Here is a 17284-nt window from a genome sequence, read left to right on the forward strand (position 1 = left end):
GTCATCTATTTAATTAAAAATTTTGAGCGAAGAAAATATCAAAAGAAAAATAGATGCTTTATTAAAAGAACTTCAGGAGAAAACAGGAGTTTCGGATGAAGAGATGGACGAATTTAAAAAAATAATGGAACTAGCAGATTTTTCACAAGACCAAGAATAATTTATTTAAATGACGGGATGAATGAAGGTCTAGCGAGATGCGAGTTTTGACCAAATAAGTAGTACCAACACGTTAAGCAATGCATATCCAACAGCAATTTGAAGTTGATAAAAATATCCAACAATCGAAGAGGATCCCACAATAATCAAACTAGTAATAAAATATCTCTTGAAAAATTCACCTAAAAAAATCAAGCACTATAAATATTTAGATTGAAAATTAAATCATGAAAGTCTTATTTGATTTTCAATCGAATAAGCATTGCTTGTGCAGGCCTCATTGCCTGTAACTTGAGAAACAGCAATAACGAGAAGGCTTAGAGAACCAACTGCTAAAGAAATTGTTCTAATAGCACTGGCTTTCTTAGAGATTTTCTTGCTCATATCAAAAAATCTTGATGTAATAAGAATATGATAACTATCCAAGCATAAAAGAGTATCCATTGATACCTACTAGAAATAATTACCTAAAAATTATTAGAACAATTCTGAATAGAGCTAAATCAATTGGAAACTAGATTTAAATTAATTGCTTTATTTACAAACTTGCGATGGTTGTTGCGAGCTTTCTTTTAACAGTTCAATCCAATCTTGCAAAGAATTTAATGAGTCAATATTCAATTGGTAATAAACCCATCTACCAGTTTGCCTATCGGTAATCAAACCTGCGTCTTTTAAAACTTTTAAATGAAAAGATATTTTCGATTGCGCCAATCCAATTTCATTAATCAAATCACAAACACATCGCTCTCCTCCTGAAAGAGACTCAATGATTTGCAATCGCAATGGATCAGATAAAGCTTTTAGCAATTTCCTGGCCATTGCATTTTCAAGAACTACTTCGCTCTTTATCGCTGTGGCCATCACAGAAGGAAAAATATAATCACATGATAAAACAAACTTCAGAAAAGGCTTGCATCGACAAACCTCTATATATCAATATAAATTGATATGAGGAATCTTATCCTTTATTGATTCACTCAATCAACTCAATTACAGGTTATGCGAATCGGTATTAATGGTTTCGGTCGAATAGGACGACTTGTTCTTCGAGCGATCTGGGGTAGAGAAAAAATCGAGATTACACATATCAACGATCCATTGGGTGATGCAAAGGGAGCTGCGCATTTAGTTGAATTTGATTCAGTACATGGTCGATGGAACAAAGCAATAAGCAACGACCAAAACAACCTGAGTATTGAAGGTCAACCAATATCTTTTTCTCAAGAAAGTGATTTCACAAAAGTCCCATGGAAGGAAAAAGGAATAGAACTAATTCTCGAATGTTCAGGAAAATTCAAAACCCCTCAAACATTAAATCCATATTTCGATACTCTTGGAATGAAAAGAGTTGTCGTTGCATGTCCTGTTAAAGGTGAAATACAGGGAGAGGATGCTCTAAATATCGTCTACGGTATTAATCATGATTTATATGAGCCCAATAAACATCGCTTAGTAACAGCAGCATCCTGCACAACTAATTGCTTAGCTCCAGTCGTTAAGGTCGTTAATCAAACCTTTGGTATTAAGCATGGAAGCATCACTACACTCCATGACCTTACAAATACTCAGGTAATCGTTGATTCATTTAAGCCAGATTTAAGAAGAGCCAGAAGCGGATCACAAAGCTTAATTCCAACAACGACAGGATCAGCAAAAGCGATAGGGATGATATTCCCTGAATTACAAGGAAAATTAAATGGCCATGCAGTTCGAGTTCCTATCCTCAATGGATCTTTAACTGATGCTGTATTTGAATTAGAGAAAGAGGTAACGCAAGAAGAAGTCAATTATGTGTTCAAAGAAGCTTCAGAAGGAGAGCTAAAAGGAATACTTGGTTACGAAGAAAAGCCACTTGTATCAATCGATTATGTCAATGACTCGAGAAGTTCAATCATTGATGCTCTCTCAACCATGGTGGTCAATAAAACTCAACTGAAAGTCTATATTTGGTATGACAATGAATGGGGTTATAGCTGTCGAATGGCAGATCTCGTTTGCCATGTAATAAATCTCGAAAAAGGCTAAAAATAAAAACATGCGATTAACGGCATTGCAACAATATGGAATCGTAACGACCAACTATTGGGCATTCACACTGACAGATGGTGCTCTAAGAATGCTAGTGATTTTTCACTTTCATAGCCTTGGATATACAACATTAGAAATTGCATTCTTATTCCTTTTTTATGAGTTTTTTGGCGTCATCACTAATCTCTATGGAGGTTGGATAGGAGCAAGGTATGGATTACGTCTAACACTTTGGGTAGGAACCCTTTTACAAATCGGCGCCTTATTGATGTTGATACCCGTTTCAAGTGGTTGGTCGAAACTTTTGAGTGTCATTCATGTCATGGTTGCGCAAGCGATTAGTGGTATAGCAAAAGATCTCAATAAGATGAGTGCTAAAAGTGCCATCAAAACTGTCGTTCCAGACTCCTCAGAAGAAGATGGTGGAAATAATCAATTATTTAAATGGGTAGCCATCTTAACTGGTTCAAAAAATGCACTCAAAGGAGTTGGCTTCTTTCTTGGTGGACTTTTGCTTACAAGTTTTGGATTTAATAAAGCAGTTGAATTAATGGCTATCGGTTTAGGTCTGTCATTTCTAATGACATTAATTTTGCCTGGAGATATTGGACAGATGAAAAGCAAACCCATCTTAAAAGACTTATTCTCTAAATCTCAAGGGATCAACGTCCTATCTGTTGCACGTTTTTTTCTCTTTGGAGCAAGAGATGTATGGTTCGTCGTAGCACTTCCTGTTTTTCTTGAAACGTATCTAAATTGGAATTTTTCTGAGATTGGAGCGTTCCTAGGATTGTGGGTTATTGGTTATGGCTTTATCCAAGCTTTTGCACCGTCTTTAAGAAATTTATGGGGAAATAAAACAAGTCCAGGAGTCTCTTCTGTTCAATTTTGGAGTGCTGTCTTAACTGCGATACCTGCGCTAATAGCAATAGCACTATGGCGACAAAGCAATCCAGAAATAGCAATTACAGCTGGATTGATATTATTTGGGTTCATTTTTGCAATGAACTCATCAATACATTCATATATGGTTCTTGCTTATACGGACAAGGAAAACGTGAGTCTAAATGTAGGCTTCTATTACATGGCAAATGCGGCAGGAAGACTGATTGGTACTCTCCTATCAGGAGTTTTATTCATGCTTGGAACTAATGCCTCTATAGGAATGCAACTATGTTTATGGTGTTCAAGCCTATTTGTATTTATCTCATTGTTGACTAGTTTACGACTACCTCCAGTATCAAGGACAAAAGCTATAAAAAATTCCTAAGACCTTCAATTAAAAAAATTAAATATCAAGGGAAAGAAGGACTACTGAACCTCTGATTCTCTGTCATATTCAAGTCCAACTTCATTCATCCAAGCTGATTTCGTTTTACAGTTTTTACCATGCTCAGCTAGATGTAATCCCTCAATCGAAATAAATAAAACTAGTAGTGAAACTGGAATCCACCAGATGGGTGATCCAACTATTTCCTTCCAATTATTCATTGATTCTTTTTTTTTCATATTAAAGAGCTTTTTTAAGCTTAAGTTAAGAAGTTACTAGCAAGCAAAAAAAGACAAAAAAAAGGAGGCTATTGCCTCCTTTTTAATTTATAAGGAATTAATTCACTTACCAATACGCTTTACAGCAGCGCGAGACTTGGAAAGAATATCACCTTTTAGAGGAACAAAGCCAAGAGAAGGAGCCTTAGCCTGGGCTTTATCACTTAGCAAGTAGTTAAGTGATTCTTGGACGGCTTTAGTATTTCTACCATTACCAGTCTCGTAAGCAAGAATCCATGTAAGCGTAGCGATTGGATATGCACCCTTAGCTTTTGGGTTAGGATTTTTACCAGCTAAATTTTTATCTAGTTTTATACCATTAAGAGCTTTTGCTCCTGCTTCTGTTGTTGGCTTTAAAAACTCACCAGATAAATTTTGAAGAGCGGCAGGTTTAATTACACCTCTAATATATGACTGGTTTACATAACCAATTGCACCAGGAGTATTACGAATTACGCCTGCAACACCTGCGTTACCTTTTCCACCAACACCAGCAGGCCAAGCAATAGATTTACCTGTTCCTAAATTCCATGTCTTAGAGAAAGCTTGCATAGAGTTTGAAAAAGCCTTGGTTGTACCGGAGCCATCAGAGCGATGTGCCCATGTCATTTTTCCTGCAGGACAACCAACTTCTTTCCAATTTGAGATTTTACCCATAGCAACGCGAACAGCTTGCTCTTGAGTAAGTTTAAGATCGCAGTCATAGTTGTATCCAAAGGCAATTGTTCCACCAACCATTGGGATTTGGACTAATCCACGAGTAACTTTTGCAATATCTGTTGCTTTCATTGGATCATCAGAAGCACCGAAGTTAACGGTTTCATCAATGAAAGCTTTACGGCCAGAACCTGAACCAACAGCTTGATAGTTGACTCGAGGTCCACCTTCTTTAGCTAAATCAGAAAACCAACGAGTGTAGATTTTAGCGGGAAAGGATGCACCTGCTCCACTAAGACGACTAGCTGCATTTGCGGACATGCCTGCGCCCACTGCAAGCAAAGAAGTAAAGATGAGGGCCTTCTTAGCGAAGGTCATGAGGCCTAATAAAAAACTTGCTCTTATTTCATAGCATCTAATTGATCAAAATATTTGTCATTAGAAATCAAATTAGCAATTCATCAATTTTTCTTGATCTATTCTTAACCTTTCGATTAACCAAGATTAATTTACTTTTTAAAAAAGAATTAACTCAAAATAACGCGAATTTTCTAGTTGATATGTCCTAATGTGCCTTGATAGCCCTATCCAGTATGCAAATTAATTTTCGTAAGAAATTAATTAGAACAGTGGTTTTAACTTGCTCAATTATTTTTTGCATGGGTTACTATTTCGATCAATATCCAAACCATGAAATCCGGAAACAGATATCAACAGATGGATTATTAATGGATTAAATATAGGTATGGAGAAATAAAACGACTTAAAGATATTAGAGAAAGTATCAACTAAAATTATAAAAGTGCTAATTAATACCTCTACAAAGAAAGAAGATGAGATGGCCACCGAATGCAGCTTGGACCTCAGCCGTAAAAAGAGAAGGTTATCGACATTTTGAAGTTAAAAGCTATGGAGGCAAAAAAGATGAACGGTGGGTAGAACTATTTCCAGTTAACAACAACGAAATTCTTATAAGAGTTCCATGGTCGGAATTAAAAACATATTCAAAGTGGACGAGTGGATGGCTTCAGTTGCCAAAAGATGAAGATTGCGATGGCAACTAATCTTTAGAGAAAATAAAAAACAGCTATTTAAGTAATTATTCCTACACGGCTGACAGTGGTTTGTTCTTATATTTTTTGAACTTCTCAGGACAACCTTCTTTTTATACTGAGCTTTAGAAGGTTGTTTCTTTGAATAAAAAACGTCAGTGCTCCTCCCCAGAAGCCAATCAATCGATGACCAGTGCAATTGATTGCCTGACGTACATTCATCCTAGATTTTCCTTTTCATCAATAGTTCTGTAGGACCGTACGTCTTAGGTAGGGAAACCGTAGAAAGAATAAACCTCTTTTAATTAGACATTTAAAAAGGGCCCGAGGGGGCCCTTTTTCTTTACCGATTCTTTTGAAGCTTCTGGATATTGGTGGCCTGGGGCCAAGTGTCTAGTAGAAAGGCTTTTTTACTCCGTTAGGGCACCTAAACGATGCAGAGGAGTTTCGACTGATTTGACGCACCTATATCATTGATCCTTGTCGCATCAGACGAATAGCCCACTTATTCTTTGAGAATGTTGGAGCAGGAACCAGAATTCAGTTCGCTTCTCTTAAATACTCAGGTGGAGTGTCGACCATCAATGGTGCCTCTTAACTCAACACACGTATCTTTGCTCTATTCGCACCTCAACGCAATCAGCCTTAATGCCCATTGCTTTTCCACTACACCTGATCAAAAATAGTAAGTTTGGGGTCTAGCTAAGATCTAATCAATAAATCAAAAACATGAATCAGTCTCCAGAGAAAGAGAAGGGAATGAGCTTTATTAAAAAAGCTGGTAAATGGGCTCCATTAGTTGGAGGAGCATGGATTGTTCTAAATATTGTTGTTCCATTAGCTCTTCTTCGTATTCCTGCAGTCCAAAAATACTTAGTAGTACTGGAGGACAAACTCCCTTTTGACATTCCAGGTATTGGTTAGATGGCAACAGAGATTATTTGTTTTTTCTTGCTTGGTATTGCAGCACTGCTTCTAAATGCTGGACTCGACGCTCAAGTTCTTCCACTCTTTTGGCTAATTCTTCCATTAGTAATCAAATTAAGTTTCGACAATATAACCAGAAAGAAAGCACTCCTCATCAACAAAAAAACGAAATAAAGGCTAAGGTCTTGAAAAATTAGCCGAAAAGCTTTGAACGAGTTACAAGCATTGACGCTATCAGGAGCATTAGCTGTATTTGCTATTACCTGGCTATTTTTTGGTTTTGGGGATGATGATGATGATGGAGGCGGGATGATGAGACCTGTCAGACAAAATGCCGATTAAATATCAGTTGCGAATAAGAAAGAAAAAAGCCTCAATCTAAGAAAGACAATCTTAAAGGTATTTTTACAAGTCCTAAAGCTAATCAACCTTCTTATTAAGCATTAGGCTAAGTAATGAGAGCATGGTGATATGAAAAATTTTCTAATCAAATTAGCTTTATTCGTATTCATTGTTTTCTCTGGATTGAATAGTGCTGAGGCTGTAATACAAGGCTGGGTTCCACCAGAGGATTATGGAGAAGGTGACTCATATGAAATGGGAATGGAATCCGAAGAAGAAGCTGTAGGAATGGAGTCACAAAGTGAACAGTTGAGTATGGAGGATATTTTTGGAGATGAACAAGTTTTTCCTTTTCCACCTGGCCTAGGCAATTAATCAAAAGGCAAACATTCGCTTTAGTAAGGTAGATGCAGATAACTATCTAACTTTTAAGTTTGTTGAACTAATGGCAGCAATAAAAAAAGACTCAGAGCCTCTAGATAACTTATCCAGTCAAGAGATAGAGGATATTGTCAGATCAAACGAAATATTGGATCAAGAAAATGAAAGACTAATCAAAGAAGAAGAAATAGAGGCACAAAGATTCTCAAAGACAAAATCTACAAGAAGATTGCTTAGACGATTAAGAAGATCTCCACTTGAAGTGATAAATCGATCACTCTTTTTTGTATTCATTGGTAGTTTTATATTCTCCTTTGTCTCTGTTTACTCAATCAATAAATTGTGGTTTATCTTTTATGTCATAAGTGCCTTCTCATGTGTCTTATACACCCCCAATAGACAAGCCCTAAAGGAACTAATTGCAGCATGGCCAAATATCGAAGATCTTTTAAAAAAAAGAAGTCTATGGAAATAAATTATTGAAACTTATAGGCCATTGATTTGAAAATTATTTTTTGAGCTAAGTCTGATCTATCCTAAATTTATAATTAATTAAAAGGTAATGGATAAGAAAGGAGCCAAAGGGTACTGGATCTCAACTGCAAAGGTTATTAATCAAGAATTATTTAATGAATATGTTGAAAAAGTTGGGCCATGGCTCAAAGAAAATGGTGGGGAGGTATTTGCGAAAGATTCAGACCCAATAGGAAAAGAAAAAACTGAAGATTCAAACCTAGCCGTCATTTGTGAATTCCCATCAATGCGAATAGCAGTAGAAGCTTATGAATCCAGTGAATATCAAGAGCTATCAAAGCTACGTACAGCTGCGACAGTTAATTCTACTTTCACAATCATGGAGGGAATGGACGAGGCGACAAAACTTAGAAGAGCAATGGGAATGTAGATAATGGCATCAGCTACTTCACCATTCATTTCACATGGTTGGATGAATTGATCTAATTCCTTACCGCTTTAAAACTCAAGGAGGCATATTTTGATGAGTACTCAAAATAGAAGTGACGATCAAGAACTAGTCAGGAAAAACCTTGAATTAATTATTAGTTCGAACAATTACCAATTAGCCCATGAAGATAGAGAGTTACTCAATAGTGATGAAATGAGAGGAGTGCGAATGCTTCTAGAAATTAATAAACCAGAAAAAATCCTAGAAGAACAAAATATTTTATCAACAATCATCGTCTTTGGAGGAGCGAGCCTTACCGATAAAAGCTCTATAGATCACAGACTTGCACTAGCGAAGAATTCACTCACCAAAGATCCGAGCTCATCTAATTTACAGAGAGAAGTAACACGTCTAAAGAATTTACAATCGATATCTCATTACTACGATTCAGCCAGAGAATTCGCAAAGATTGTCTCCAGACAAAACCAAAAAGAACACTGCAATTCACATGTAATTGTCACTGGTGGCGGTCCTGGGATCATGGAGGCTGCGAATCGAGGTGCATTTGACGCCGACTGTAAATCCATAGGATTAAATATAAGTCTCCCAAACGAACAACATCCCAATTCATATATCACGCCAGGGCTTTGCTTTAAATTTAATTATTTCGCCTTACGAAAATTCCATTTTGTAATGAGATCAGTTGCAGCAGTGTTTTTCCCAGGAGGATTTGGAACATTTGATGAACTATTTGAATTACTCACTCTTCGACAAACAGGAATGAAAACACAAATTCCAATTATTCTATTTGGTCGAAATTATTGGTCGAAAGTTATCAACTTTCAATACCTTTCAGACCACGGACTTATCTCAGATGATCACATGAATCTCTTTCAATACGCCGATAGTGCTTCAGAAGCATGGGACATTATCAAACAATAGACGTATCATCTGATAATGGATTGGAAAACATCACTAGATTGGTATTGTTCAGGCAACATTCTCGAGAAAGAGGATCTTGAGCTTTTAGAAAAACATTATCAACAGGTAATCAAAGAAATAGATACGAATCTCTATCTTGAACTAGCTCCAAAACATATTTGTAATCAAACCAATATTCCAGAGGGGAGTTCTTGGTTAACAGCAGTAGCAGTTGTACTTGATAGATTAAATCCTGTTAAGACTGGCAAGCCAAGAAATTTAATCGTTGATCAATTAAGAAGAAAGCAAAGCAGTTAAGCCCTCTTTATACAAAAGAGTTGAACATAAAAGACCCGATGCCCAACAAAGTCCTCTAGCAGGGGGAATATCGCCAACATAAGCACCGATATAGATAAACCTCACAATTGGGTGAACCCATGCAGCTATTACGGCCACAGGAGAGACAACACCAGCAATCAGACATAGCAAACATGCAGGAGCATGAAGAGTTATGCTCTCCCAGCAATTTTGATGACACCAAACAGCTCTTTTACCAAAATCGGGGAGCTCGTCAAACAAAGCCCTTGGAGCACTCATATTCTCAGCCGAATATCCAGCTTTGACTCGGCCATAAGTTAGTGGCCCAATTGAAAGCAAAACAACAACGGCAGACAGGCAAAGGCTCCAAGCAAAAGCTGTTTCCATGGAATAAATAATTATATCTCGAGCCTAAGTGAGGCAGAGTCAAAATGAGGATCAAAGGTTGGTTTAAATTGATATGCCAAAAGTTAATACAAATAAAATTTTCAAAGAGAAGATAAAAACACAATATTTAGCTCATAAACTTGTTATCCTCTGGGAGTCATAAAGAGTTCTGCTCGACTAAATCACCAATTATTAAAGCAATCCAACCATGGACTGGGATTCTGCAAAACAACATTGCAACGAACGAAACTGGCAATGGTCATTGGAATTAATCAATCAGGCTCAAAAGGAGATGGAAGAGTTAGAAATGAAACTAAAAAAATGTGAGGATCAACAGAAAGCTAATCGTTTATATAACGCCTGTAATTACTAATGGAAGAAATGAGCGCAACAATAGTTCCATTGGGTTCACTTGCCCTTATATTTGCTGTGATTTCAATCCTTGTCTTCCTTAGGAAAGCAAGTATCGCAAGACAAGCTGATGAGTCTATAAAAAATAGAATGGAAGCAAAAAGGAATGAAAAGACCGAATCTCTTGAAGAACAAAAAAAACGCTTAGAAATTTTGCTTAGAAAATAAAAAGATACATACTTACAAATTATCGTCGCTTATTTTACCAATCCTTTTAATCGGATTTGACCCATCTCTGTGATTTGCTGGATCAAATGGAAAATTTGTATCTGGTCCTAAAAGATCATCAATACTTTTTGAATCCATTGAACTATGTTCATTTTCAATATCAACATCCGTTGTCATTATCACCAGCTGAGCTTCAACTGACTGGACGCAAACACTAATTACTAAAAATAGGGAAAGTAATAATCCAAAACAAGTTTTTATAACACTTTTCATTGAGAAGTAAAAGATTAACTATTTGCTCAAGGAAAGAATATTTCCTTATATCCTATCAACTACTAGTCATCAAAAATAAGACATGCAGGTGAGGAAGGATTTAAAGCACACTCTCTCTCCCAGTATGAAGCTATCGCTGTCATTCCTCTTTTGACTAACTCGTGCTTTCTACCTATGTCACCCATATTCTCTCTGGGGACGCTAAATGAAGTTTGAAGTTTCATAGATTTCCTCTTCAATTATTATCGGTATAAACCATCAAGAAGGCCTATGGCAAGTGAATTTATCCTCATCTTTCTCTTAAATTATTTTAGAGTCATCAATTAAAATATCTTTAGTCAGGGAAAATCAATTTTTGACATCTAATGAGCTGTATAAAAAGCAAAATCAACCCAAGCAATTAAGGGTTATAACAAGTGACTCCAACAATAATTTCAATAATGACATTAGGCATCGCCATTGCAGGAATTTCAGCTTGGTGGGTCAGAACAACCCTCAAAGAGGGTAACAAGGCACTTGAAGAAAGCCAAAAAAAGAATCTAGACAATTAACACTTTCATCAATTTAGGTACAAACAATGCTTTGAGAAAAATCATTTGAACATTTACAAAAAAAGCACCTCCACTTAAATAGTGGAGGTGCTAAGAAACACATTCTTCAGACCAACTAACAGCTACTTCTTATTAAGGGCAGCCTTAACCTTTGTGGGAGACAAAGCCTTAAGTTCCTCATTTATCTCATTTTGACGTTCATCAAGAACTTTAATACGAGCTTGATAGCTCTCTTCTAGTCTTTTTCTGGAGTCCTCGATGTTGTCGAGTTCCTCTGGACGTTGATTACGCTTAAGCTCTTCAAGCTGACTATCAGAAACTACATAAACAGTTCTGGTAGGTGCAATTAAAGAATCAGAGAAAAAAGTGTCGAAGAGTGAAGTGTACATAACTCTTCTTTAGGATACACAACTACTTTGTCCTAAACTAATTAAGTTATGGATGAGGCATACCGTAGAAATTGATTCGGTAAATACAACTCACTTCGTTTGTAAATACTAAGAAGTTAAGTTTGCAACCTCTAAATTTTTTCACAAAGCGTCTCATGAAAGAGATAAAAAAATAATGGCTACATATTCACTCTTGCTTGGAATCCTCGTGATAATCATTTCATGGAAATTTTACAATGACTGGGCTTCTGGTCTCGCAGGTTTTATTTATGGAGGAATCTTATTTGGAAGTATCAAATTATTTATTCAACTCATAAAAACTTTATTTAGATAAAAATTAATTTCTCTATTGAAATTAAATAAAACTACTGAAACCATGTTTTAAGCCCCAAAAGATAGTCACCAAAATTGCTGCCAAAGGTAGTGCGATGGCAAGTGTGATATTGATTGTTCTAAAAATCTTCCCAACTCCATTACTCGTATCTTTAGAAGGATCTACGATAAGTGGCATAGCGCATACGTATTTTTTTTATTTATAGGCGCAATTTCCATTCAATTGGTTAGATTGTCGTAATTATCGAGACAGTCTCATGTATTTATTAGGTCTTGGACTATTAGTTTTAAGCACATGGTATCTGATGAAGCTATACACAAATTTCAATAACGATCCTATAGCAAAGAAAGAAATCGACAATGCATGGCAAGAAGCAAAGAAAGAGGCAAAAGGTAAAAATCCTTTTGCACCAGGAAGAATTAAAGAGGCTCTCAATGCATATAAAGCTGATATGAATAAAAAAGACAACTAAAAGATAGAAAATCCAAAGAGATCAAAATATTTCTAAAAAGTAGTTAAATTAGTTTTTTGTAGATTTAGTAGTGACGCCCTCATTAGTTCTAATGGATTATGTAGACAGAAAGACATTGAATAACGAACAACTAGAATATCTCGAGCAAGTTTTAAAAGCATCAATTCAGAAATTGAAATTCACTGGTATCGAACCTGTAATTGCTAATAATGATATATGTGATGCAGCACTCATTTCCTGGGGTTCCTATGAAATAAGTTGTATTGCGTCCATACTTGATATGCTTCAACCAACAAAAAAACCAATGGAGCGTAAAACAAAAGTATTTAATGCTCTATGCAATGCAGGGTTAATCGTTACTGATTAAATAAAGAGGTCTACCTTTGCAGACATATCAATATATCAAAATAAAACCAGAGAGAGGCATTGAACCTCTCATGCCGCCTGACGGTCTGGAAAAGCCTTATTTAGCAGCCTCAGGTGCTTTTCTGGCTTTGCGTGCGCGTCTAGCAGGCCTACCAGCACTGGGCTTGACAACTGCAGAAACCTCAGTTTTAGCTTTAGCTGCAGCCTTTTTAGCTACAGGCTTTTTACCTACTGCTTTCTTTGCTGTTGCTTTTTTAGCAACTGTTTTTTTTACGGCAGCTTTTTTAGCTGTAGTTTTTTTAACTGCAGCAGCTTTTGGAGCAGAGCCTTTACGTGTGCGATGAGAAAGAATTAAAGCCCATTCATCAGCGCTAATATTTGCTGGCTTATTTCCATGAATCTCAGAAACTTTAGCTGCTTTTTCGATATCTTTAATTAGGTTTTTCCAAGAAGCTGCGTAACGTTTATCAGACTGAGATTTTGCTCCGCTTTCAACAAGGGTTTCGACGACTTGAGAAGCAGTCACCTTTTTACGACGTCTGTTAAAGATCTCCTTTTGCAAGGTAGCGATCAAGGCATCACCTTTAGCACTAACTTTGATGGATAACTGAGACATAACTCAATAATTACTTTCTTAATACATCTATCACATATAGGGTATTTAATTCAATAGTCAATGGTTAATCGTCTACTAAATGTTCATATATCTATCAATATCATTTAAAGAGACACTTTCAAATAATTCGATCTTGGCTATAAAGTGATATCAATTGGGCGAGTGAAAAACAAAAAACTAATATAAAAAAGAATGCTGATCAAAGATGGCATGGGAACTCTAATAAACAAATTGATCTATTCAAAGTGTCAGGCTACCTCTGGACACCAACCAATCTCTTTCTCTCGTAGCCGCCGCCAAAGAAGACAACGTGAAATCAAATGGTCTCCATGAGGAATAAGACGACGGTGAACATGACACGAAAGAATTGTTCTGCAATGCTTGTCGCTTGAATAATTGAAATGTTGACATGTCATGCAAACGCAAGCTGAACATGTTTTTTTGAGAATTCCTTTCTCAAGGAATTGACACTCTTCTTCTTGACCGAAGATCTGATCGGTACAAGCTTCTTTGGGGTGAGTCGTAGACATTGACCAATTCCAATAGGTTGGGCTACGGCAGATACCCATTCTTCTGCCTTAAAAACAGCATATGGGGAAGCAGATGGAGTCATTTACCTATAGCAGTACACATGTACTAGCAAGAATCAATAGGTAATGTCAAGTCATATATTTCAAAACATCTAAAATATGTCGTCTACAATACCAAAAATCGAACAAACAAGATTCTCAAACACAATGAATATTCAAGGATATAAAGACTAATTGAAATAATTAAACGGATAGGTCAACCACAAAACAAAAAAACAATAAAAAAGCCCTCATCTCATGAGGGCAAAATAAACTGCTGAAGGATCCCCATCACCCAGCTTTTCAAAAATAATAATCAAATCAATCAGATTAGGCAACATTAAAGCACCATATGTTTTATCTCGGGCTTAAATGAACACCATCTGTAGGGGGGGTTGATTTATATGGGAAATAGGGTTAGAAATAGTATCCCCATCACCCAGACCCGTAGGACACCATACCTAGGGTCTTTTTTATTTGAAAAGCTTTTATAGAGGGATTTCGTCAATATTAAGCATATAGGAACTGTGGAAAACTTTTGTTGTTTGAATGAATTAGCGAGCTATAAGAATATGTCCTTAGCTAAATCTTCGGAAAAATAGCTTATAAAGGTTTAGAGACGATTAATTGAAAAATCCTTCTCAATTAAGTAAAAAGGTTCTAAATCTCTTAATTGGTAGGAAAAAGACAATTGCGCGAAAGAAATTAAATCTATCTAATAAATCCAGTTGAAATCTTTATGTGATTACACAAAATGATTGATCTCAAAAGAAATAGCAAAAAAGAACCAATTGAAGCCACAGGCCTTCGAAGTCGTAAGTCTTCTCTCTATAAGCCAAATCAACAAGAAGATTTCAAAATTAGTAGAGGTCGTTTCTCAAATTTTCTGACGTGTCAAAGGTGCTTTTATCTCGATAGGGTACGAGGTCTTGATCCTCCAGGGACACCAGGTTGGACTCTCAATGAAACCACTGACCTATTACTAAAAAAAGAATTTGACGATTGCAGACAAAAGCAGGTTCCACACAGAATATTTGCATCTAATGGACTATCTCATGTTGTTCCATTTGATCATCCTGAAATAGATAACTGGAGAAACTCACTTCATCGGGGACTAATGCATCGTTACAAGGATACCGGAATAATTTTGACTGGAGGTGTAGACGATATTTGGCAAGACACTATTACAAGACAACTAATAATTGTGGATTACAAATCACAAGCTAAAAACGGACGAATTGATAAGAAAGATTATTTAGAGGATCCTTTTCACGAGGCCTATAAAATTCAAATGGACTTTTATGCTTACTTACTCTCGGGAATGGGTTTTAGTGTTCATCCAATATCATATTTTCTAGTATGCAATGCAAAAAGGGATGAAGATGAATTTAATAAGACCATGCGTTTTGATGAATATCTTGTTCCCTACAAATGGAGTAATGATTGGATAGAGAGTCGACTAGATGAAATGGTCACACTAATGAATCAATCAGAGATTCCAGAATCAAATCCTTCATGCAAGAACTGCGCCTATGCAGATCAATATTCGAAAATACTATTTTCAGGAAATTCAAGTAAAAAAGAAATTACACAAGGAACTTTGCCATTATTTTAAGAACGCTAATAGTTTTAAAAATGATTCTGATCAAAAAGCGTCTAAAGGATTAATGGGATGTGCGGAAGATATCAGCTATTAACAAAATTTATGAATTTACCAGATCTTTTAAAAAAAGATGTGCCAAGGGGATTGAGTCAAAATTATGAACCACAAATATTAATCAAACCAGGTTCTCCAATTCTTGTTCTTAAGAATGAAGGCAAGACACAAACATCCATAATGCTATGGGGGTTTATATCTGAGTGGAGTAAAGACCCTTTTGACAACACAAGGCCAAAGCCATTTAACGCGAGATCAGAAAGTGTTGAAGAGAAGAAACTTTTTCGTGCAAGCTGGAGGCATAAGAGATGTTTGATACCAGCCAGTGGTTTTCTAGAAAAAGGTCAGCTAATAGGTAGAAAAGATTCTCAAACTTTCTGGTTAGGAGGACTATGGAATCGATGGATGTCTAAAGAAGGATGTGAAATAGAGAGCTGTTGTGTGCTAACGACCGAACCAAATGATTTAGTCAAACAATTTCATAACCGTATGCCCGTTATTATTCCAAATGGACTAGAAGAAGAATGGATCTCTTCAGTGAAAAATGCTCAAGACCTTAAAGCTCTAAAACCGCTAATGACTAAATGGGACCCAGAAGAATGGACAGCCGAGCCAATATACAAACCTAATGCCGACCAATTATCCTTCCTATAAAATCAAGACAAAAAAAGGGCTTATGCAAGCCCTTTTATAGATTTTATAAGATCAGGACTTCAATGATCGTGATGCACTTCTGCCGAGCTAGGCATTTCATGGGCAGAAGACAATTTCTTCAATGATTGAGATCCACAAATAGCAGACAGAGCAATCACAACCAAGGATGCAGTGCTTAACAACTGAAGCACTATCGGGAGATGTGAATTAATTCTTTCTCTAAAGGTAGTCATTTGGGAAGTTAATTAACACTCTATTCAAACAAAAAGAATAAGCACCGTCCATAGCTTGAATATTATGAACTAAATAGCTAAAAGCAAAAAAATAAGCATAAATAAATTTAGTCCTACTGTTAAGAGTGATGTACTTGGTTTAAATTCATTAGCCAAAACTAGGGACTCACTCTCTTATTGATTTCTAATGATGACCTAAATATTTAAAAGTCTCATGAGATACATAATGAAAAATTAGATATTGAAAGAAAGCACATGAATAAATAAATGTACAAATAAGCCAATACTCAACTCAAAACTACTCATGGCTGAAAAATTAATAAAGCCTAAAAACCACTAGACGTCAGATATCTGATTAAAATTACCAAAACAAAATTAATTGTAATGGACGCAAATAAAATGGATCTTCCTTCTCTAGACAAACTTAAAGAATTAGAAAAAAGCGCAAGAGTAGATGGGAGTGGTATTGAATTTGACTCTCTGTTAGGACTGTGGAAATTTAATTCAGTATGGAAGCAGGGGTCAGATACAGAAGACACGATTTCAAGCACATTGCTACAGGTTCTTTCAGCCAATCTAGAGTTGAAGAAAGATACACAGAATCCAGAAGAAGAGAAATTTACTATCGCCAACGCAATTAAATTTGGATTACTAACCCTGATATTCAGTGGCTACGCAAATTTAGAAAGGAAGCAGCCATTATTACCCTTTTCTTTTGATTGCATTCAAATAAAATTAGCTTCATTAACTATTCTAAAGAGATCTCTACCGGCACCGGATCAAAAGAAGAGGCCTTTTTTTGCATTAATTGCTATCGACCCAAATGGTAAATGGTTGTCAGCAAGGGGGAAGGGTGGAGGACTTGCCCTATGGGTAAAAGATAAATAAGCTACCGTCTTTGAAATACCCTTAAATATTTTGTTCAGAAAATTCTTTTAAGAATATTTTTAATATCCAATATCTC

33 protein-coding genes are annotated in these 17284 nt (G+C 36.1%); 21 read left to right on the top strand and 12 right to left on the bottom strand.

Annotation, left to right across the window (positions count from 1 at the left end; all coding sequences use genetic code 11):
* The first annotated feature begins 22 nt into the window (after nucleotides 1-22).
* On the top strand, nucleotides 23-160 hold the full coding sequence (locus tag DNJ73_RS09905) for a hypothetical protein (protein ID WP_011294966.1): 138 nt from the start codon (nucleotides 23-25) through the stop codon (nucleotides 158-160).
* A 224-nt stretch (nucleotides 161-384) separates the two neighbouring features.
* Here the strand turns inward: DNJ73_RS09905 and DNJ73_RS09910 are convergent, their stop codons facing one another.
* Together DNJ73_RS09910 and DNJ73_RS05485 are read right to left on the bottom strand one after the other, a co-directional pair.
* The gene (locus DNJ73_RS09910; RefSeq protein ID WP_011823803.1) at nucleotides 385-543 is read right to left on the bottom strand and encodes a hypothetical protein; all 159 of its coding nucleotides are present in this window, start codon (nucleotides 541-543) and stop codon (nucleotides 385-387) included.
* Between the two features lie 150 nt (nucleotides 544-693).
* Nucleotides 694-1023, bottom strand: coding sequence for an ArsR/SmtB family transcription factor (locus DNJ73_RS05485; protein ID WP_158466681.1), 330 nt, complete (start codon nucleotides 1021-1023; stop codon nucleotides 694-696).
* A 138-nt stretch (nucleotides 1024-1161) separates the two neighbouring features.
* On the opposite strand from DNJ73_RS05485, the gene DNJ73_RS05490 reads away from it, so the two are divergent.
* Nucleotides 1162-2187: an ArsJ-associated glyceraldehyde-3-phosphate dehydrogenase gene (locus tag DNJ73_RS05490; protein ID WP_158466682.1), complete on the top strand. Its 1026-nt coding sequence runs from the start codon at nucleotides 1162-1164 to the stop codon at nucleotides 2185-2187.
* 10 nt (nucleotides 2188-2197) lie between these two features.
* Nucleotides 2198-3460: an organoarsenical effux MFS transporter ArsJ gene (gene arsJ, locus DNJ73_RS05495; RefSeq protein ID WP_158466683.1), complete on the top strand. Its 1263-nt coding sequence runs from the start codon at nucleotides 2198-2200 to the stop codon at nucleotides 3458-3460.
* A gap of 41 nt (nucleotides 3461-3501) precedes the next feature.
* Here arsJ and DNJ73_RS05500 read toward each other — a convergent pair whose 3' ends face one another.
* Nucleotides 3502-3699, bottom strand: a complete 198-nt coding sequence (locus DNJ73_RS05500; protein WP_158466684.1) for a hypothetical protein — start codon at nucleotides 3697-3699, stop codon at nucleotides 3502-3504.
* A 102-nt stretch (nucleotides 3700-3801) separates the two neighbouring features.
* The gene (gene pstS / locus DNJ73_RS05505; RefSeq protein ID WP_158466685.1) at nucleotides 3802-4773 is read right to left on the bottom strand and encodes a phosphate ABC transporter substrate-binding protein PstS; all 972 of its coding nucleotides are present in this window, start codon (nucleotides 4771-4773) and stop codon (nucleotides 3802-3804) included.
* A 455-nt stretch (nucleotides 4774-5228) separates the two neighbouring features.
* On the opposite strand from pstS, the gene DNJ73_RS05510 reads away from it, so the two are divergent.
* The 9 genes from DNJ73_RS05510 to DNJ73_RS05540 all read left to right on the top strand — a co-directional run bounded on the left by DNJ73_RS05510 (nucleotide 5229) and on the right by DNJ73_RS05540 (nucleotide 9240).
* Entirely contained in the window at nucleotides 5229-5459 is a 231-nt protein-coding gene (locus DNJ73_RS05510) for a TIGR02450 family Trp-rich protein (protein ID WP_011823827.1), read from the top strand.
* A 717-nt stretch (nucleotides 5460-6176) separates the two neighbouring features.
* A complete protein-coding gene (locus DNJ73_RS05515) occupies nucleotides 6177-6371 on the top strand; it encodes a hypothetical protein (protein WP_036904235.1) in 195 nt (64 codons plus the stop codon).
* Nucleotides 6372-6548, top strand: a complete 177-nt coding sequence (locus tag DNJ73_RS09915) for a hypothetical protein (RefSeq protein WP_011294556.1) — start codon at nucleotides 6372-6374, stop codon at nucleotides 6546-6548.
* Nucleotides 6549-6581: 33 nt separating this feature from the next.
* Complete coding sequence (locus DNJ73_RS10165; protein ID WP_011294994.1) at nucleotides 6582-6716, top strand: hypothetical protein; 135 nt, start codon at nucleotides 6582-6584, stop codon at nucleotides 6714-6716.
* A gap of 129 nt (nucleotides 6717-6845) precedes the next feature.
* Nucleotides 6846-7091: a hypothetical protein gene (locus DNJ73_RS05520; protein WP_158466686.1), complete on the top strand. Its 246-nt coding sequence runs from the start codon at nucleotides 6846-6848 to the stop codon at nucleotides 7089-7091.
* A 70-nt stretch (nucleotides 7092-7161) separates the two neighbouring features.
* The gene (locus DNJ73_RS05525; protein WP_158466687.1) at nucleotides 7162-7572 is read left to right on the top strand and encodes a DUP family protein; all 411 of its coding nucleotides are present in this window, start codon (nucleotides 7162-7164) and stop codon (nucleotides 7570-7572) included.
* An 87-nt stretch (nucleotides 7573-7659) separates the two neighbouring features.
* Nucleotides 7660-8001 carry a DUF1330 domain-containing protein gene (locus DNJ73_RS05530; RefSeq protein ID WP_158466688.1) on the top strand — a complete coding sequence of 114 codons (342 nt, stop codon included), beginning with the start codon at nucleotides 7660-7662 and terminating at the stop codon, nucleotides 7999-8001.
* A 93-nt stretch (nucleotides 8002-8094) separates the two neighbouring features.
* Entirely contained in the window at nucleotides 8095-8943 is an 849-nt protein-coding gene (locus DNJ73_RS05535) for an LOG family protein (protein ID WP_158466689.1), read from the top strand.
* Nucleotides 8944-8958: 15 nt separating this feature from the next.
* Nucleotides 8959-9240: a hypothetical protein gene (locus DNJ73_RS05540; protein ID WP_158466690.1), complete on the top strand. Its 282-nt coding sequence runs from the start codon at nucleotides 8959-8961 to the stop codon at nucleotides 9238-9240.
* On the opposite strand, the gene DNJ73_RS05545 is transcribed toward DNJ73_RS05540, so the two are convergent.
* On the bottom strand, nucleotides 9217-9627 hold the full coding sequence (locus DNJ73_RS05545; protein WP_158466691.1) for an MAPEG family protein: 411 nt from the start codon (nucleotides 9625-9627) through the stop codon (nucleotides 9217-9219). The genes DNJ73_RS05540 and DNJ73_RS05545 overlap by 24 nt on opposite strands.
* Before the next feature lie 208 nt (nucleotides 9628-9835).
* On the opposite strand from DNJ73_RS05545, the gene DNJ73_RS09920 reads away from it, so the two are divergent.
* Entirely contained in the window at nucleotides 9836-10000 is a 165-nt protein-coding gene (locus DNJ73_RS09920) for a hypothetical protein (RefSeq protein ID WP_187152575.1), read from the top strand.
* Nucleotides 10000-10206, top strand: coding sequence for a hypothetical protein (locus DNJ73_RS05550; RefSeq protein WP_158466692.1), 207 nt, complete (start codon nucleotides 10000-10002; stop codon nucleotides 10204-10206). The genes DNJ73_RS09920 and DNJ73_RS05550 overlap by 1 nt, the downstream gene beginning before the upstream one ends.
* Nucleotides 10207-10218: 12 nt before the next feature.
* Here DNJ73_RS05550 and DNJ73_RS05555 read toward each other — a convergent pair whose 3' ends face one another.
* Both DNJ73_RS05555 and DNJ73_RS09925 read right to left on the bottom strand, forming a co-directional pair.
* Nucleotides 10219-10479, bottom strand: a complete 261-nt coding sequence (locus DNJ73_RS05555) for a hypothetical protein (RefSeq protein ID WP_158466693.1) — start codon at nucleotides 10477-10479, stop codon at nucleotides 10219-10221.
* Nucleotides 10480-10541: 62 nt separating this feature from the next.
* Nucleotides 10542-10703, bottom strand: coding sequence for a hypothetical protein (locus tag DNJ73_RS09925; RefSeq protein ID WP_187152576.1), 162 nt, complete (start codon nucleotides 10701-10703; stop codon nucleotides 10542-10544).
* Between the two features lie 192 nt (nucleotides 10704-10895).
* Here DNJ73_RS09925 and DNJ73_RS10170 point away from each other — a divergent pair, with 192 nt between their 5' ends.
* Nucleotides 10896-11030 carry a hypothetical protein gene (locus DNJ73_RS10170; protein ID WP_257473356.1) on the top strand — a complete coding sequence of 45 codons (135 nt, stop codon included), beginning with the start codon at nucleotides 10896-10898 and terminating at the stop codon, nucleotides 11028-11030.
* A gap of 122 nt (nucleotides 11031-11152) precedes the next feature.
* Here the strand turns inward: DNJ73_RS10170 and DNJ73_RS05560 are convergent, their stop codons facing one another.
* A complete protein-coding gene (locus DNJ73_RS05560; RefSeq protein WP_158466694.1) occupies nucleotides 11153-11419 on the bottom strand; it encodes a hypothetical protein in 267 nt (88 codons plus the stop codon).
* A 175-nt stretch (nucleotides 11420-11594) separates the two neighbouring features.
* On the opposite strand from DNJ73_RS05560, the gene DNJ73_RS09930 reads away from it, so the two are divergent.
* Complete coding sequence (locus tag DNJ73_RS09930; RefSeq protein WP_187152577.1) at nucleotides 11595-11753, top strand: hypothetical protein; 159 nt, start codon at nucleotides 11595-11597, stop codon at nucleotides 11751-11753.
* A 21-nt stretch (nucleotides 11754-11774) separates the two neighbouring features.
* On the opposite strand, the gene DNJ73_RS09935 is transcribed toward DNJ73_RS09930, so the two are convergent.
* Entirely contained in the window at nucleotides 11775-11930 is a 156-nt protein-coding gene (locus DNJ73_RS09935; RefSeq protein WP_187152578.1) for a hypothetical protein, read from the bottom strand.
* A 79-nt stretch (nucleotides 11931-12009) separates the two neighbouring features.
* On the opposite strand from DNJ73_RS09935, the gene DNJ73_RS05565 reads away from it, so the two are divergent.
* Complete coding sequence (locus DNJ73_RS05565; RefSeq protein ID WP_158466695.1) at nucleotides 12010-12225, top strand: hypothetical protein; 216 nt, start codon at nucleotides 12010-12012, stop codon at nucleotides 12223-12225.
* Nucleotides 12226-12295: 70 nt separating this feature from the next.
* Nucleotides 12296-12592 carry a hypothetical protein gene (locus DNJ73_RS05570; protein WP_158466696.1) on the top strand — a complete coding sequence of 99 codons (297 nt, stop codon included), beginning with the start codon at nucleotides 12296-12298 and terminating at the stop codon, nucleotides 12590-12592.
* Nucleotides 12593-12688: 96 nt separating this feature from the next.
* Here the strand turns inward: DNJ73_RS05570 and DNJ73_RS05575 are convergent, their stop codons facing one another.
* Both DNJ73_RS05575 and DNJ73_RS05580 read right to left on the bottom strand, forming a co-directional pair.
* Complete coding sequence (locus DNJ73_RS05575) at nucleotides 12689-13207, bottom strand: hypothetical protein (protein ID WP_158466697.1); 519 nt, start codon at nucleotides 13205-13207, stop codon at nucleotides 12689-12691.
* A gap of 248 nt (nucleotides 13208-13455) precedes the next feature.
* Nucleotides 13456-13737, bottom strand: coding sequence for a galactose oxidase (locus DNJ73_RS05580; protein WP_257473359.1), 282 nt, complete (start codon nucleotides 13735-13737; stop codon nucleotides 13456-13458).
* A 793-nt stretch (nucleotides 13738-14530) separates the two neighbouring features.
* On the opposite strand from DNJ73_RS05580, the gene DNJ73_RS05585 reads away from it, so the two are divergent.
* Nucleotides 14531-15391, top strand: coding sequence for a PD-(D/E)XK nuclease family protein (locus DNJ73_RS05585; protein WP_158466699.1), 861 nt, complete (start codon nucleotides 14531-14533; stop codon nucleotides 15389-15391).
* A gap of 57 nt (nucleotides 15392-15448) precedes the next feature.
* Nucleotides 15449-16087 (top strand): SOS response-associated peptidase, encoded by a 639-nt coding sequence (locus DNJ73_RS05590; protein WP_158466700.1) that lies wholly within the window; start codon nucleotides 15449-15451, stop codon nucleotides 16085-16087.
* A gap of 59 nt (nucleotides 16088-16146) precedes the next feature.
* Here DNJ73_RS05590 and DNJ73_RS09940 read toward each other — a convergent pair whose 3' ends face one another.
* Entirely contained in the window at nucleotides 16147-16320 is a 174-nt protein-coding gene (locus tag DNJ73_RS09940) for a hypothetical protein (protein WP_187152579.1), read from the bottom strand.
* A 384-nt stretch (nucleotides 16321-16704) separates the two neighbouring features.
* Between DNJ73_RS09940 and DNJ73_RS05595 the strand changes: the two genes are divergently transcribed.
* Nucleotides 16705-17208, top strand: coding sequence for a hypothetical protein (locus DNJ73_RS05595; protein WP_158466701.1), 504 nt, complete (start codon nucleotides 16705-16707; stop codon nucleotides 17206-17208).
* Nucleotides 17209-17284: the final 76 nt, after the last annotated feature.

It is taken from the genome of Prochlorococcus marinus XMU1408 (assembly GCF_003208055.1).
Classification (GTDB): Bacteria; Cyanobacteriota; Cyanobacteriia; order PCC-6307; family Cyanobiaceae; genus Prochlorococcus_B; species Prochlorococcus_B marinus_A.